The organism is Sphingopyxis sp. C-1 (genome assembly GCF_001047015.1).
Lineage (GTDB): Bacteria > Pseudomonadota > Alphaproteobacteria > Sphingomonadales > Sphingomonadaceae > Sphingopyxis.
On the sequence record NZ_BBRO01000001.1, the window covers coordinates 1,749,487 to 1,764,254 of the forward strand.

The window sequence follows — 14,768 nt, forward strand, 5'->3', positions numbered from 1 at the left end:
TCCCCGTATAGCGTCGGGCGGAAACCTTCAAAGCATTCTGCGCAAGGCCTCAAGGGCGCGTCAGCGAACGTCACCAGAGAAGGGGGCACAGGCCTCCGGGCCACATGGGAAGGTGCGATCATCGAGGAGCCGGATGCGATTGGCATTGCCGCGAACCGCGCGGCCGCCTGATGTCGGTCGAACGTTCATATGGCACCGCATTATCAGACCTGCGGCGCTTCGACGTCCGCGTCTGTCGGTGGCGGATCTGCACCCGCCGAATGTAGAATGATTTGGATTGGTCGCATTCGGCCACAGCTCCAAATCGCAACGCGAATGTCCGCTTCTTCGGTTTCGCCCTCTGAAGCTGCCGACCGCTATGGCCAACTGCGGACGAAACGGCATTCAGAGCAATTGCCGCTGCCGGCGCCACCAGAGTTTTAGGCCGCTGAGACAGAGCCACAGCGTCACGACGCCGCCGGCGAGGATCAAAAGGCGGCCAGCAAGGCCAAAAGCCTTTCCCGAATGGAGCGGATATTGCCAGGCGAAGAATTGGTCGCCCGCGGTTACGCCATTGTCGTGGCGCGTGCCGACGATCCGCCCGTCATCCATCGCCACATAGGTCCAGAGCCGCCCCTGATCGTCGCGGTCGCGCGCGTCGAATGTGCGGACGGCATACACGCCATGATCGGGGAAGAGGCGGACGCTATGTACCGGCTCGCCGCTTTTGCCGACGACACGTCCGATCGCGATATCGACGTCGATCGCTGGCGGGATCTCTGGGACATCGGCCATGCTTTCATGCAGCCGTCCGGTGATCGGCGAGACAAGGGCGACGGCCTCGCGGCTGTCGTCGGGCCATGCCAGCGTGACGCCCGTAACGGCGAGCACCAGCGTCACTGGCAGGAACCAGAGCCCCCATGCGCGGTGCGAGTCGAACAGGCGCTTCAGGCTGCCGCGCCTCCCCCCGGTGCGAAAGGCGCGCAGCCAGTGCATGCCCTTCGGAAAGGAGAGGGCGACCGCGACGACGTGATCGATCACCCACAGCAGCGAGACGAGCCCGAAAAACCACATCATCCACGGTCCCGCGAGCAGGTCGATGTGAAGGCCATAAACGATGTCCATCGCATGCCGCCGGTCGAATTTGATCGCGCCGCTTTCGCGCCAGCCGAGGATTGATCCGTCGCGGGGGTCGGCGAAGACCTGTATCGGGCGCGGCGCCCCGTCGACGGGCGCGCGGCCCATCATCCACAGGCTGTCGCCGGCATGGCCCGGCAGTTCGATCATGTTCGGCGCAAAGCCGGGCAGCGCGCGCTCGGCCGCCTTTACGGCAAGGTCGATGGGCGCAGCCTTGTCCGACGCGGGCACCGTCCGCCAGTCGGCATTCAGCGCGCTGTCGAGCTCGTCATAGAAAGTGACCGCGATACCGGTCGCAGCCAGCAGCGCCAGCCAAAGCGCGGCGATCAGGCCGAACCAGCGGTGCCACAGCTTGAGGGCGTGGCGCGGCCGCCGACGGACAGCCGCGCGCGCCATCAGAAGCGGACGGATGCGGTGAGGCGGACGTTGCGGCCGGGTTCGGGCAGGCCCGACACGATCGCATAGTCGGGGAGGCCGAGCTGGCCGTAATCGGCGACGCTGGCGTGCGCGATATAGCGCTTGTCGAACAGGTTATAGACCGCCGCCTGCAATTCGAACCGGTCGGTCCCGAACGGGCGCCAGCTGCCGAACAGGTCGACCGTCGTATAACCGGGCTTGTCGATGAACTGCGTCTCCGAAATATCGCCTGGATAGAGCTGCACTTCGCGGAACAGCACCTCGATATTGTTGAGATCCTCATAGCGCGTCAGGCTGGCGCGGAAATTGAAATAATCGCTCGGCTGGAAACCGGCGGTCACCGCCCAATTGTCGCCCATCGAATTGCCCAGCGCGATATGTTCATACCCCTCGATCCGGTTGCCGTTCAGACGCGAATCATAATGGTTGTAATAGGCGTCGATGCTGAACGGCCCGGTGCGATAGCCGGCGCGAAGTTCGACGCCCTTCGATTTGAACTCGCCGACATTTTCGTAATAGACCGCGTCCTGGATCGGCTTCGATGCATCGCGGCCGAGCTGGTCGAGGATGACGTTCTTGATCGTCATCTCGTAATAGACTGCCGATGCAGTGAAGCCGCCGAGGTCATATTTCACGCCGCCCTCCAGGTTGTCGACGCGTTCGGGCCGCAGCGTCGGCGACAGCGACAGGCGGCCGGGACGCTTTTCGAGCGTGAAGGCGTCGCCGATTTCCTTGCCGCGGAACGCCTCGGCGAAACCGGCATTCAGGCTGAGGCCAGGGACGATTTCGAACTCGGCGCCGACATTGAAGCTGAGCCCGTCGCTCTTGGTGCCGGTGCGATAGGTCTTCTGGTCGAGGTCATACGCATCGTAACGCGCGCCAAAGCTGATCAGCAGTGGGTCGGCGACGCGCCAATGGTCCTGGACATAGACGCCCATCAGCGAGCCCTTTTCGGTGAAGCTGCCGATATTGGGATCCCACGCCCATGGCTGCCACATCGCGGGGTCGGCGAGATATTCGCTCGTCACGCGGTCGCGGCGATGCTCGGCACCAACGGTGATGTCGTGGTTCGCGACGGCAAGTTTCGCGCGTACGTCGAAACCATAGGTTTCGATCTCGGCACCATAGAGACCCCAGCGGTCGAAGCGGTCCTGCGAGAAATTTGTTCGTGTCCAATAGCCGGTCGCCTCGATGCCGACGCCGCTGTCGCCCTCGAAACCATAGTTCAGGATGGCGGTCTGACGCTTGCCTTTGGCTTCGAACAAGCGGTCGCCGGCGAGCACCGGCCAGTTAGGGCGCTGACCGAAACGGCCTTTCTCGCGACGCTGTTCATAGCTTGCGGTGACGCGGTGGCCGCCGCCCAGTTCACCACCCACTTTGACGAAGCCGAGATTCTGCTCGGCGCCCGTTGCGAGTTGGCGCACGCCGTCGCCATCTTTATACGGATCGCGGTTCACATGGACATAGGAGGCGAGGATTCCGATGTCGCCCGCGATGCGGCCATAGACGGTACCGCTGAGCTTGTATCCGTCGTTGCTGAACCAGCCTGCCTTGGCGATGCCGCCGATGTCGCGGCCGTCCTGCAGCATGTCGACGGCGTTGCGGGTGCGGAACCGGATCGCACCGCCGACCGCGCCGAAGCCCGCGGTCGCTTCGCCCGGGCCGGCCTGGACGTCCACGGTTTCCAGGATTTCGGGCTCGACCGTCACACGGCCGATATGATGGAACAACGTGCCGCGCTGCGGCGCGCCGTCGATGGTGACGTTGAGCAGCGAATCCTCAAGCCCGCGGACATAGATTTTCTGCGCGAGCCCGACGCCGCCGCCGACTGACACCGACGGAACGCCGCGGAACAGGTCGGCGAGGTCGTTCGCTTGGAGGACCTCGATTTCCTCGCGGTCGATCTCAACGTCGGTCAGTGCGCCGACGACGACGATATCGCCGGGGGCTTCGCTCTCCTGTGCTTGTGCGGTGTGGCTGGCCAGCGCGAGCATGGCCGTGCCGGCGGTCAGGATCGTAGTGCGAATTGTCATGGAGGCCCCCGAAATGTGGATAGTGGGGGCGCCCTAATCGCTATTGAGAACCAATGTCAATAAATGCCACGCGCTTCGCCGTTCGAGCCGCGGACTCTAAGGCGGGGAATCGGGCAAATGTCCAAAGCCGCTGCCGCGGGCGGTTTGCTTACAGCCTAGGTGGCGAGCCGCCATTCACCTTTTGATGACCGGCGGCGCGTCGCTCAATGTCACGCGATGAGCATGACATCCCGCCGGAGCCCCAAAGGGCTGCGCCAGTTTCTGGATTCCGAGCAACAGCGCGACTGGCTGGACGGTCGGGGCGATCCGCCCGATGCCGCCGAGCGCACCGAGTCCTTCGAACAACGGCTCAGATATGCTGCGCGCTTTCAAAAGCTGCTTACGCGCCCGCAGGCTCAGGAGGTTCTGGAAATCCTCGCACTCTACGGCCAGAGCTGCATTCCGTTGCCGCGCCTGACCGAGCGCAATTACTGGTCGGTTTCGTGCTTGCCGTCGACCTCCGACAAGCCGCTGGTCCGCGTCAACGCAAGCTGGATGGAACTTTTCACCCTCTATGCCGACGGCGCGGATATTCGTTCAAGGTTCATCGTCCACCTCTCTGACTTCACGCGCGACGGATCGGTTTTGCAGGAGCATCTGGACGACGACTTTCTCGAGCAATGCGTCGAGGCGCCCGAAGATATCGGGCATTTTTTTCCGCGTGGGGCTGATATTTTCGGCGTCAGGGTCCGCGGCGGCCCCTCGATCCGCCGCTTCCTTTCGAACCCCCGCGCCTTGCGTGCCGTGCGGAAATTCAACCTCACGCACATGAACCGGGGCCGCAACGCCTATCAGGCCAGCCATTCCCACAGCGTCGCGGACTATATGCTGGGCGAAGGGGACTGAATTACGCGCGCGTAATCGGTGGGCCATGCTTCGGCAATCCGGTGTCCGATATGCAGCCAGTCGTGCGATGGGAAAAAAGATGTGTCGCTGCCGATCTCCAGATCCGAACTCGACGAGCGCACCTGCCGGCTGATCTGTCCGATCGCCGCCGCGATGGTCGGGGTCTGCCTTACGGGGATCGGCATCTTGCAGGTCACGATCAGCGTTGCGCGACAGACGACATTTGCCGACGACCTGTTGTCGATCGATGCGCTGCTTTTCCTGACCGCGATGTTGTCTTCCTATTTCGCTTTGCGGCTGAATTCGTCGCGGCGGCTCCACCGGCTTGAGCAACTCGCGGACGCCGCCTTTATCGCGGCGATGTTGCTGATGACGATCGCCTGTTTCGTCATCACCTATGCCGTCCATATCTAGGGCGTCCGGCCCCCCGCAGCGACCGGCAAGTTCAGGCGGACAAGCAGCCCGTGGGGGTCCCGGGCATCGAGTTGCATCGTGCCCCCGTGCAGATGTGCGATGGTTTCGACGAGCGACAGGCCCAGCCCTGCACCGGTCCCGCCGCGCGCGGGGTCGAGGCGGACGAAACGCTGCACCGCTTCGGCGATCTGGTTTTCGGTGAGGCCGGGGCCGTCGTCGGCGACCGCGAGGCTGATCGCGCCGTTTCCGGCATCACGTGCCTCGATCCGGATTGCCGACCCACCGGCGGCATATTTGAGCGCATTGTCGACGAGGTTCGAAAGCGCGCGCACGAGCAGGTCGCGATGCGCACGAACCCGCAACTCCGGCGGGGCATCGACGATGATCGTGAATCCGCCATCCTCGGCGAGCGGTCCGTATACTTCGGCCATATTGTCGAGGAGCGGGAGCAGGAGGAAATCGGTGAACTGGTCGCGGCCGATCCCGGCCTCGGCGCGGCTGATTTCAAGCGCTGTGTCGAGCAGGCTGTGCAGCGCATCGGCTTCGTCGATTGCCGCTCCGATTGCCAGGCGAGCTTCCGCATCGTCTGTTCGTCCAAGCCCCTGTTCGAGCCGCGCCTTCATACGCGCAACGGGTGAGCGCAGGTCGTGCGCCATCGAATCAGTGACCATGCGAAGTTCGCGCACCAGCCCCGCGATACGACCGAACATCGCGTTGATCGAAACCGCCAACCGGTCGAACGCATCGCCGGTTTCGTCATGCCTGACACGCGTGTCGAGCCGGCCGCCGACAAACTCCGCGGCGGCATTGGAAAAGACGTCGATCCGGCGCGCCAATATCCACGCGACGAAAGCCGCCATCAGTCCGGCAATCACGACGCCGACCGCCAGTGCATAGAGAAAGGCCGCCTCGCTGGCGTCGGCAAGCTGGTGCTGCGCTTCCAGGGTCTCGCCGGTCAGCAGGGCCTCGCCGCCCGAAAGCCTCGTCGCCACCACGCCCATCGGTTTCGCGGCGGCTGTGCCTTCGTCGTACAGGCTGATTTGCCGCCACGCGGCCGTATCGGCGATCGTGGCCGGCCATTCGCGGATATTGCCCGCAATCCGCCGTCCGTCGGGGCCCTTCAGCAATATGATGAAGTTGCGGTCGTCGCGGACTTTCAGGCGATAGTCGATTGCCTCGACAAGGCCTTTCAAACCCTGCTGACGATATTCGCCGACCAGGTCATCGCGCGCCACTTCGGCCGCAGTGCGCGCATCGGCAAGGATCGTCGCCGATGTGAAGCGGTGAATGACCGTCAGGCCGAGCGCGAGCGCCGCGACCTGCGCGAGGACGAGCATCAGGGTCAGGCGGACGATCGTGCTGTTGAATTTCCCTCGCGCCACGCGGCCTAATCCGAATTGCCGAGCATATAGCCTGCGCCGCGGATGGTGTGGACCAGCGGCTTGTCGAAACCGTCGTCGACCTTGCGGCGAAGACGGCTCACATGGACGTCGACGACGTTGGTGCCGGGATCGAAGTGATATTCCCAGACACCTTCCAGCATCATCGTCCGCGTCACGACCTGATCCTTGTGGCGCAGCAGATATTCGAGCAGCCGGAACTCGCGCGGCTGCAGGTCGATGCGCTTTCCGGCGCGCGTCACGCGGCGGTTGAGGAGATTCATCTCCAGGTCCTCGCACGCCAGAACCGTTTCAACTGCCGTCCCGCCCGACGGACGCGCCATCAGCAGTTGCAAGCGCGCGAGCAGTTCGGAAAAGGCGAATGGTTTGTTGAGATAATCATTTGCGCCCGAGGTCAATCCTTCGACCCGCGCGTCGACCGCGCCGAGCGATGAGAGTATGATCACCGGGGTCGCGATTTGCGCCGCGCGCATCGCGGCGAGCACCGCCATGCCATCCATGCCGGGGAGCATACGGTCGAGAACGATCGCGTCATAGCCGCCGCCCGTCGCGTGAAACAGGCCGTCGCGCCCGTCCGCGGCATGATCGACGACGAATCCTTCGCCTGTCAGGCTCTTGCAGATGAAGTCCGCCGTCGTGCGGTCGTCCTCGATCACCAATATCTTTCGGGACATTGCGGCGATTCCCACGCTAGCGGCGCATCGCCGGTGCGGCCTTATACCCATTCTCGGCCGCTTGGCGAAGATGAAGGCTGATGTCCTTGATGCCGACCGCTGGCTGCCGCTTTTTCGCGGCCGGGCGCGAGACGATATTATGCACCGCGGCGATGCCAAGGGCAAAGGCCATGCCGCGCGGCGCCGCGATATAGCGCGGTTCCCAGTGCGTCGCGAATTTGGCCTTGTAGCTTCGCAGCCCCTCGAACCCGTAGAGGCTCTCGCCATGACGGAACAGGAATGAGGCGCCGCGTGCCCAAATGGGCGCGAGCCTGCGGCCCTCGATTCCCGACAAGGGCGCGATCCCGAGGGTGAACCACCGATAGGCTTCGGTCTGCGCATATCCGATCAGGCGAAGGAACAGGAAATCCATCACGCCATAGGGAATGTCGCGGGCATGCCGCATCAAGTCGACCGAAATCTCTTCGCGGTTGGGCGTCGCCAGGATGTTGGCGAAGGCGATGATGCGTCCTTCGATGCGCACGATGGCACATGGGAAATTCCGCATGTAATCCGCATCGAAACTGCCGAGGCTGAACGCCTTTTCGCGCTGCTTTTTCGCGTCGAGCCAGTCGCTCGATACAGCCTCCAGCTCGGGAAGATGGTGCGGAATGTCGGCTGCGGCGATGATGTCGAAGGTGGCGCCCGCCTGAACCGCCCGGCGCTCTGCATGACGCAGGGCCTTTGCATGCGGACCGACGAGCGAGAAAGCGGCGAGGTCGACCCGGGCTTCCTCGCCATATTTGACGATCGATAGACCGAGGTCGATCGCCAGCGGCAGGCAGTCGGCGCTGATCTGATACAGCAGAACCCGGCCTTGGGCCGCGTCGGCGCGTTCGCGCAATCGCCAGAGCAGGTCGGGCCAGCGTTGCTCGGGGCCGACTGGATCGCCCATCACGATCCAGTTCGCGCCCTGTATCCGGTACATCAGGAAAGCGTCGCCTTCTTCGGCCAGCAGAAAATGCTTGTCGCCGGTATAGGCAAGAAAGGCGTCGGTGCGATCGGTCACCGCCAGCGCCGGGACGAGTGCATCATATGCAACATCTTGCTCTCGGTCCGGGCGAGGGGATGGCGCGAACAGGCGCCATAGGGCAAGTCCGGTGACGAGCACTGCAATGCCGAACAGCGTGCGCAGGAAGCGCGGTGCATCGCCGTTGAGTGTGAATTGCCACCACAGGCTGCTCGTATAGGCCACATGCTTATAGGCGAAAAATCCAGCGAAGGTCGACGCCATGACCGCGGTGAGCGCGGCAACGATCCACCCGGTCGACAGCGGCGCGTCGAGCAGTGAGGTCGTGCGATAAAAGGCCGGCCGACTCCACTGGAGCGCCGCGCATATCGCCGACAGGATCAGCGCTTCTTCATAATCGCCGCCCTTGGTGAGCGAGAAGAGGATCGCGGCGATGAGCAGGGCACGTGTCGCAACGAAGGCGCCGTCGAGGCGGCGCAGCAATCCGGGCGCTAGGAACAGGAGCAAAGTTCCCGACAGGCTGGCGGCGATATGCGACGCCTCGACAAAGGGCAGCGGCAGGAAATGCCGCAGTTCGTGCATGCGGGCGGCTTCGGCGGGGGTTGCTCCCGACAGCAGCAGGATAAGTCCGCTGGCGAATACCAGCGCGGCGAGGAGCGATGGTGCGAGCTCGCGGAGCAGGGACTGGCCGGCTTGGGCCATCTCGCGAGCAGGACGGTGCCAGCGCTTGCCCTCGTGCCAGGCCAGGAACAGGGCGGCGAGCAGCAGCGGGAGCAGGTAATAGATGATGCGATAGGCGAGCAGGGCGGCCAGCAGTTCCGCCTTGTCGCCGGGGACCGCCGCGATCACGACCGCTTCGAACACGCCGAGCCCGCCGGGGACATGGCTGATCAACGCCGCGATAATGGCGAGCGCATAGCCGAGGAAGAATAGCGGATAGGTGGCGGGATCCGGGGTCGGCAGGAGGACGAACAGCGCCGCGCTCGCCGCGGCAAGATCGATCGCGGCGACGGCGGTCATCGCGGCGCTGCGCCTCGCGCCGGGCAGCGGCGTCCGCCATCCGCCGATCTCGATCGCTTTCAGACCGAAATGCCGCAGCAGCAGTGGCATGAGGCACAGGGTCAGCACGGCCAGCCCGACGAGGTGGAGCCAGTGAAGAGAGAGGCCCCAGTCGAAGAAGGGCATGATCTGCGCGCTCGTCGCGGCGGCGAGACCGGCAAGAAGGATGACGCCGTTCCAGAAACTGAAGCTTGCCAGGGCAATGACGCTGCCGACTTCGCCCCCGCTGAGGCCCGCGGCGCGATAGATGCGGTAACGCGCGGACCCGCCGGTGAGCAGCGCGAGCCCAAGATTATGGCTGAGCGTATAGCTGGTAAAAGATGCGAGCGCCCAGGTGCGCCAGGGTAGGGGTCGGTTGATGGTCTGCAGGGCAAAGCGGTCATAGAGCGTCAGCATCGCATAGCTCGCGGCGGTCAGCAGCAGCGCGGCGACAATCTGGCCTGCGGACAGTGCATCGAAGGCGCGCCGGATTTCGTGCGGTCGAACCGAATGCAGCAGCCTGAACAAACCGGTGAAGCCGAGCGCCGCGACGATCAGCGCCGTGCCGATCGACAGGGAGCGCTTGTTGCGACGTGCCCATTCCATGGCGTTTTCGGGCAATGTCATTTGCGGATCCAATCCTGTCGCTTGCAGATCAGCCCGCCGAGGATGCAACCCGATATGCGCAGGCTGTCGGGCGTGCGGAGCTCGATCGTCGAATAGAAATGACGCCCCTGGTCGGGCACATAGACCCGGCCCGTCCAGCGACCCGCGCCGCTCGCGTGATAGTCGCTGAGCAATTCGGTGCCGACGAGGGCGTTCACCCCCGCTTCGCGTGCATCGGCGAGCGCCTTGGGGCCGGCCCACACGATGTTGCCGCACAAAAGCTGTCCGCAACGCCGCGTTTGCACGATCAGCGTGCCCTTGGGGTTTTGCCAGAGTCCGATCGGCGTCGCTGGCGTCGCCGCATCGGCGCCGCTGCTTGCGATCAATAGCAATGCCATGGCCAAGGCCCTCATCTCATTCGCTCCTTGCTGATTGCGCGCCGCCGATACCGGGCAGGATCGCGGCTTCGAGCGCGCGGTCGTCGGATTTCAACGTGTGTCCGCCGGGCAGGGTGACCCGGCGTACGTTCGGCATCTGTAATTCGGGGCACAGGCTTCCCGCTTCCTCGGCACCATGGACGCATGTCACGGGCACCCAGTCCAAACGCGATGCGGTCGGCAAGGCGCGCTGGTCGGGAATCTCGAGGCCGGCGAGCTCGATCGGCGAGGCGCGGAAGATGATATCCTCGCCCGGCACGATCAATATGACCGCCCGGATCGGCCGGCGGTCGACAGCAGGAAATTGTGCAAGGCCCGCGTGCAGCATGTCGGCGCCGAACGATTGGCCGATCAATATGACACGCCCCGTGTTCCCGATCTTCATCGCCCGCGCCATCGCGGTACGGATCAGCCGCGCGGCGTCCTGGGCCGTCCTGCGCGGGGAGAAATAGGTCAGCGAATTGACCGTGACGACCGCATAGCCGCGTGCGTGCAGTCGCGCCGCGATCTTCGGCGTCATGCCTGTGCGGTTACCCATGTCGCCCGACAGCATGACGATTGCGGGCCGTGCCGGGCCCGCGCTTACGGACGGCATGTCGCGGAACAGCGGGCCGTTATAATAGCCCGCGTACAGATAATATGCCGACGCTGCGACCAACGAGGCGAGCGTCAGGATCAGCAGCCGTCTTCCTGTGCGATTTGTCTTGCGCCCTGTCGTCATCGCGCTCGGTCCCTTCGTGTCAGGGAACAACAATAGGCTTCTGCGCGCGTCGGGAAGCTGACGCGTGGATTACGATATTGTCATGTCGCGGCCATGCGCCGGTTGGATCGCGGGAGTTAGAAGGAGGACGTCCAAGCGGGGACCTTCCCCCTGAAACCTCTCGCCGGGTCCCCGCCTGGACATCCCGGTTCGCCGCATCCGCTTTCCCGCGGATCTATGGAGTGAAGAATATGGCACGCTTTCGTACCCTGGTCGGCCTTGGCCTTGCATCGACGATGATGATCACCGCCCCGGTCTTCGCCTCGACTGCCACCGCCAAGCCCGCCAAACCGGCCGTGGCCGCAAAGACGACGACCGCCGCAACGTCGAAGCGTGCGGTTCGCGCGCATCCCGCCAAGGCCGCACATGGCAATGAAAAGAAGGGCGGCTACTGACGCCCCGTATCGCAAGACGAACAAGCGGGACTGGAAGGGCCGATCCCGGCACCCGCGCGCCCTGACCAGATCTGCCGTCCGGCCGGTTCCCACCTTGCGGGAACCGGCCGGTTCGGCATGTGCGGCGCAAGCGCCGGCGGCTATTCCGCCGCCTCATCCTTTTCGAATACGGGTTCCAGCGCGATCGGGTCGGCCAGCGTGATGCGATCGAGGATCGACGCCGTGTCGTCGCGAACCTTCAGCATCAGGCTGCGCAGCCGGCATTCGGCCTCGGGCAGGCAATTCTTGCAATGTTCGTGCGCGTTGCGTGCGGCGCAGGGAACAAGCGCAAGCGATCCGCGCGTCAGCCGGACCAGGTCGCCATAGCTGATGTCGATCGGGGGGAGGGCGAGTTGGTAGCCGCCGTCGCGCCCACGCTGTGAAATGAGCAGGCCCTCGCGTGCCATTTCCGACAGGATCACGGTCAGGAATTTGGGCGGAATATTCTGCGCATCCGCAATATCAGCAAGCTGCACCTGCCCCTTGCCCCAATGGTCGGCAAGGTGCTGGAACGCGCGGATCGTGTAGCGGGTCTTTTGCGAGAGCATGGCGGCGTTACTGTGACATATTCAGGCTTAATTCAACCTGTCTGGATGACATAAGTTGCAGAGTTGATGAAAATCACAGCGGGTGGCATGAACCGCCCCTATAAAAGGTCGCATGGTAGCCCGGCATCGGGCGCGACAAGGGTGGACTGGATGATGCGTAAAATATTGGCGACTCCCGCGGTTTTTGCGGCGTGTCTGCTCGCTGTCGCTCCCGCACAGGCGCAGTTCGGTAGCCTGCTGCGCAAGGTGACGACTCCGGCGCCGAAGCCCAGCGAAGACAAGAGTGGCGGCTGTCCCAAGGGCAAGAAGGGCAACAGCATCGGGCGCAATATCCTGGGCAATGTAATCAACGATGCGGTGGGCGACGCGGCGAGCAAGGCCGGCGTCTACAGCTATGTGCCGATTTCGGAGGTCAGCGGCACGCTCACCGACGCGATCGCCTGTCGCCTCGACCCCGCCGAACAGGTCCAGGCGGCGGCCGCGACCGAAGAGGTGACACGCGGCGAAGAAGTCGGCGCGACCGCGAACTGGACCAGCGAAACGCGCGAGAATGTCAGCGGATCGTCGACCGTTGCGGCGAAGAACGAACTGGCCGATGGTACTCAGTGCATGAACGTCACCGACATCATCATCGTCGAAGGCGAAGAAACACGCGTATCGAAACGGATGTGCAAGGGGCCTGGACAGGCGCGTTATGTCCTTGCCGCGTAAAACCTTACGTATCGCTGCGGCGGCCGGCCTGATCGCCTGTCTGACCGGTGCTGCCAAGCCCGCGATGGACCCCGCGAACCCGACTTGCCCGCTGACCCCTGACTGGTCGGCGAACGCGACGATGAAACTGACCCCCGTCGCCAATAAGAACGGCAAGGTCCTGCTCGCCGAGGGGCGGATCGATGCGGGGCTGCCCGATCGGCTCAAGGCGGCGCTCGCCGCCAATTCGGACGTCAGCGAAGTGTGGCTGCGCTCGCCGGGTGGAGACGCGCGTGCGGGTAACGCCGCGGGGCGGATCATCCGTTCGAACTTCGGGCTGACGACGCGTATCCCGGCGGGCTGGGCCTGTTTCAGCGCGTGCAATTTCATCTTCATGGGCGGTCAGCCGCGCGTGATCGATCCGGGCGGGCTTTTCATCGTCCATATGTTCACGCGCACCGGCGACCGTAGCGCGATCGACATGAGCGTGGCTATGGGCACCGACGCTACCAAAGAACTGATCGGCGATATCGAGCAGGACGCCGCGCTGCTCGCGAGCGAGGACAATGATTTTCTGATCCGCATGGGTGTATCGCGCAAGTTGCTGACCGAGGTGATGTATCAGCAAAAAGCGCTGGCGAATGCGGAGGACAAGTCGACGCGCCGTTGCCTGACGCAGGCTGAGGTCAAGACCTATAACGTTGCAAATAACAACGAATAGGATAGGCTGCCTCTCAAAATAGGAGAGGCTGCCATGAACGAGATGACGCACGATCACGCCACTTTCCGGTCGATGATCGACGGGACGCAGAAAGATTGGGACATTATCGCGCGCGAGCAGAAGGAGTTCGCGCCGAACAATGGCAAGCGCATCCTCGACCATCTGAAACTGCTCGGCGGCGATTATGGCGGCTTTCCGGTCGACCGGCTCGAACATTGCCTGCAGACCGCGACCAGGGCGCACCGCGACGGCCGCGACGAGGAATATGTCGTGATGGCGCTGCTCCATGACATCGGCGATACGCTCGGCGCGTTCAATCATCCCGACGTCGCCGCCGCGATCCTCAAGCCCTTCCTGTCAGAGGAAAATCTGTGGATCGTCCAGCACCACGGCGTGTTCCAGGGCCATTATTTCTTCCATTACCTCGGGCTCGACCGCGACATGCGCGACCAGTTCAAGGATAGCCCGCATTATGCTGCGTGCGCCGAATTCTGCGAGAAATATGACGCGCCGGCGTTCGACCCCGATTATGACAGCGAACCGCTGGAATTTTTCGAGCCGATGGTGATGCGCCTCTGCTCCTACCCGCGCACGAGCATCTACAAAAAGGTGATGGTCGAGGAAGCGGCGGAGTAGGTAAGGATAACCAAACCGTTCGCATCGAGCGAAGTCGAGATGCCCCTCGACCTTTTGTAAGCCTGCGGGGTGTCTCGACTTCGCTCGACACGAACGGGAAAGGGTGGGGCTACTTCCCCTTGAACTCGGTCTTGCGCTTCTGCTGGAACGCCATGATGCCTTCCATTGCATCGGCGGTGCCGCCTGCGATGAACTGGCCCTTGGCTTCGGCATCGAGCGTCGTCGCAAAATCCTGCGTCAGCCCGTCGCGCAACACCTTGCGCATCGTGCCGAGCGCGATCGTCGGACCGTTCGCGAGGCGCGTGGCCAGCGCCTTGGCCTCTGCCAAAAGATCGGCGTCCTCGACGCTCTTATAGATCATGCCCCAGTCGGCCGCCTGATCGGCTGAAATCTTCTCACCCAGCATCATCATCTGCAGCGCGCGCGGCACGCCGATCAGGCGCGGCAGCAACCAGGATGAGCCGCCGTCGGGGACAAGGCCGATGTTGACGAAGGCCTGAAGGAAATAGGCGCTCTTGCCCGCAATCGTGAAGTCGCCCGACAGTGCAAAGCTGCATCCGACGCCCGCGGCCGGGCCGTTGACCGCAACGATAACGGGAATGTCTAGGTTCGCGAGCGCGAGCAGCATCGGGTTATAATGACCACGCAGCGCGTTGCGGCTCCGTGCGCCGCCGCTGACGGCCCCGCCCGCCGACCGGTCGCCGGCGAGGTCGGCGCCCGAACAGAAACCGCGCCCTTCGCCAGTGATCAACAACGCGCGCGCGCCGAGGCTTGGCAGATGATCGAGCGCTTCGCGAATGTCGTCGGCCATCGCCGGCGGCATCGAATTGAGCCGCTCGGGGCGGTTCAGCGTGATCGTTGCGACATTGTCGGCGATTTCGAGCTTGATCGTGTCGAAGGTCGGAAGGGTCATGGGGAAGAATCCTCTCGCGGGTGCTTTACCTTTACGT

General features: G+C 63.7%; 15 protein-coding genes. 6 read left to right on the forward strand and 9 right to left on the reverse strand.

What is annotated here, in order from left to right; genetic code table 11:
• Window positions 1-384 precede the first annotated feature (384 nt).
• Window positions 385-1,512, reverse strand: coding sequence for a PepSY domain-containing protein (locus tag SC1_RS08055; protein WP_062179868.1), 1,128 nt, complete (start codon window positions 1,510-1,512; stop codon window positions 385-387).
• Window positions 1,512-3,566 (reverse strand): TonB-dependent receptor domain-containing protein, encoded by a 2,055-nt coding sequence (locus SC1_RS08060; RefSeq protein ID WP_062179871.1) that lies wholly within the window; start codon window positions 3,564-3,566, stop codon window positions 1,512-1,514. Before SC1_RS08060 ends, SC1_RS08055 begins: the two co-directional genes overlap by 1 nt.
• Before the next feature lie 159 nt (window positions 3,567-3,725).
• Between SC1_RS08060 and SC1_RS08065 the strand changes: the two genes are divergently transcribed.
• Together SC1_RS08065 and SC1_RS08070 are read left to right on the forward strand one after the other, a co-directional pair.
• Window positions 3,726-4,451: a hypothetical protein gene (locus tag SC1_RS08065; protein WP_202966790.1), complete on the forward strand. Its 726-nt coding sequence runs from the start codon at window positions 3,726-3,728 to the stop codon at window positions 4,449-4,451.
• 81 nt (window positions 4,452-4,532) lie between these two features.
• Window positions 4,533-4,865, forward strand: a complete 333-nt coding sequence (locus tag SC1_RS08070) for a hypothetical protein (protein ID WP_238586624.1) — start codon at window positions 4,533-4,535, stop codon at window positions 4,863-4,865.
• On the opposite strand, the gene SC1_RS08075 is transcribed toward SC1_RS08070, so the two are convergent.
• The 5 genes from SC1_RS08075 to SC1_RS08095 are packed head-to-tail and all read right to left on the reverse strand — an operon-like array spanning window position 4,862 to window position 10,750.
• Window positions 4,862-6,247: an ATP-binding protein gene (locus SC1_RS08075; RefSeq protein WP_062179878.1), complete on the reverse strand. Its 1,386-nt coding sequence runs from the start codon at window positions 6,245-6,247 to the stop codon at window positions 4,862-4,864. The two genes, SC1_RS08070 and SC1_RS08075, sit on opposite strands and share 4 nt — an antisense overlap.
• Before the next feature lie 5 nt (window positions 6,248-6,252).
• On the reverse strand, window positions 6,253-6,939 hold the full coding sequence (locus SC1_RS08080) for a response regulator transcription factor (RefSeq protein WP_062183797.1): 687 nt from the start codon (window positions 6,937-6,939) through the stop codon (window positions 6,253-6,255).
• Window positions 6,940-6,955: 16 nt separating this feature from the next.
• Window positions 6,956-9,613, reverse strand: a complete 2,658-nt coding sequence (gene mprF / locus SC1_RS08085) for a bifunctional lysylphosphatidylglycerol flippase/synthetase MprF (RefSeq protein WP_083435749.1) — start codon at window positions 9,611-9,613, stop codon at window positions 6,956-6,958.
• Complete coding sequence (locus SC1_RS08090; protein ID WP_062179881.1) at window positions 9,610-10,005, reverse strand: DUF2147 domain-containing protein; 396 nt, start codon at window positions 10,003-10,005, stop codon at window positions 9,610-9,612. The genes mprF and SC1_RS08090 overlap by 4 nt, the downstream gene beginning before the upstream one ends.
• Before the next feature lies 1 nt (window position 10,006).
• Window positions 10,007-10,750: an AcvB/VirJ family lysyl-phosphatidylglycerol hydrolase gene (locus SC1_RS08095; RefSeq protein ID WP_062179884.1), complete on the reverse strand. Its 744-nt coding sequence runs from the start codon at window positions 10,748-10,750 to the stop codon at window positions 10,007-10,009.
• Between the two features lie 230 nt (window positions 10,751-10,980).
• On the opposite strand from SC1_RS08095, the gene SC1_RS08100 reads away from it, so the two are divergent.
• The gene (locus SC1_RS08100; protein ID WP_062179887.1) at window positions 10,981-11,184 is read left to right on the forward strand and encodes a hypothetical protein; all 204 of its coding nucleotides are present in this window, start codon (window positions 10,981-10,983) and stop codon (window positions 11,182-11,184) included.
• A gap of 140 nt (window positions 11,185-11,324) precedes the next feature.
• On the opposite strand, the gene SC1_RS08105 is transcribed toward SC1_RS08100, so the two are convergent.
• Window positions 11,325-11,771, reverse strand: coding sequence for an Rrf2 family transcriptional regulator (locus SC1_RS08105; RefSeq protein WP_062179890.1), 447 nt, complete (start codon window positions 11,769-11,771; stop codon window positions 11,325-11,327).
• Window positions 11,772-11,837: 66 nt separating this feature from the next.
• Here SC1_RS08105 and SC1_RS08110 point away from each other — a divergent pair, with 66 nt between their 5' ends.
• Genes SC1_RS08110 through SC1_RS08120 form a run of 3 tightly spaced genes read left to right on the forward strand, consistent with a single transcriptional unit; the run spans window position 11,838 to window position 13,818 of the window.
• Window positions 11,838-12,482 (forward strand): hypothetical protein, encoded by a 645-nt coding sequence (locus SC1_RS08110; RefSeq protein ID WP_238586625.1) that lies wholly within the window; start codon window positions 11,838-11,840, stop codon window positions 12,480-12,482.
• Window positions 12,472-13,182, forward strand: coding sequence for a hypothetical protein (locus SC1_RS08115; RefSeq protein WP_370568725.1), 711 nt, complete (start codon window positions 12,472-12,474; stop codon window positions 13,180-13,182). The genes SC1_RS08110 and SC1_RS08115 overlap by 11 nt, the downstream gene beginning before the upstream one ends.
• Before the next feature lie 33 nt (window positions 13,183-13,215).
• The gene (locus SC1_RS08120; protein ID WP_062179895.1) at window positions 13,216-13,818 is read left to right on the forward strand and encodes an HD domain-containing protein; all 603 of its coding nucleotides are present in this window, start codon (window positions 13,216-13,218) and stop codon (window positions 13,816-13,818) included.
• A 109-nt stretch (window positions 13,819-13,927) separates the two neighbouring features.
• Here the strand turns inward: SC1_RS08120 and SC1_RS08125 are convergent, their stop codons facing one another.
• Window positions 13,928-14,731 carry an enoyl-CoA hydratase-related protein gene (locus SC1_RS08125; RefSeq protein WP_062179897.1) on the reverse strand — a complete coding sequence of 268 codons (804 nt, stop codon included), beginning with the start codon at window positions 14,729-14,731 and terminating at the stop codon, window positions 13,928-13,930.
• Window positions 14,732-14,768 lie beyond the last annotated feature (37 nt).

Excerpts from the sequence above, each read along its gene's own strand:
- SC1_RS08060 (WP_062179871.1), bottom strand. The coding sequence starts at position 3,566 with ATGACAATTCGCACTACGATCCTGACCGCCGGCACGGCCATGCTCGCG.
- SC1_RS08095 (WP_062179884.1), bottom strand. The coding sequence starts at position 10,750 with ATGACGACAGGGCGCAAGACAAATCGCACAGGAAGACGGCTGCTGATC.
- SC1_RS08120 (WP_062179895.1), top strand. The coding sequence starts at position 13,216 with ATGAACGAGATGACGCACGATCACGCCACTTTCCGGTCGATGATCGAC.
- SC1_RS08100 (WP_062179887.1), top strand. The coding sequence starts at position 10,981 with ATGGCACGCTTTCGTACCCTGGTCGGCCTTGGCCTTGCATCGACGATG.
- SC1_RS08090 (WP_062179881.1), bottom strand. The coding sequence starts at position 10,005 with ATGAGGGCCTTGGCCATGGCATTGCTATTGATCGCAAGCAGCGGCGCC.
- SC1_RS08080 (WP_062183797.1), bottom strand. The coding sequence starts at position 6,939 with ATGTCCCGAAAGATATTGGTGATCGAGGACGACCGCACGACGGCGGAC.
- SC1_RS08055 (WP_062179868.1), bottom strand. The coding sequence starts at position 1,512 with ATGGCGCGCGCGGCTGTCCGTCGGCGGCCGCGCCACGCCCTCAAGCTG.
- SC1_RS08105 (WP_062179890.1), bottom strand. The coding sequence starts at position 11,771 with ATGCTCTCGCAAAAGACCCGCTACACGATCCGCGCGTTCCAGCACCTT.
- SC1_RS08110 (WP_238586625.1), top strand. The coding sequence starts at position 11,838 with ATGAAAATCACAGCGGGTGGCATGAACCGCCCCTATAAAAGGTCGCAT.
- mprF (WP_083435749.1), bottom strand. The coding sequence starts at position 9,613 with ATGACATTGCCCGAAAACGCCATGGAATGGGCACGTCGCAACAAGCGC.
- SC1_RS08125 (WP_062179897.1), bottom strand. The coding sequence starts at position 14,731 with ATGACCCTTCCGACCTTCGACACGATCAAGCTCGAAATCGCCGACAAT.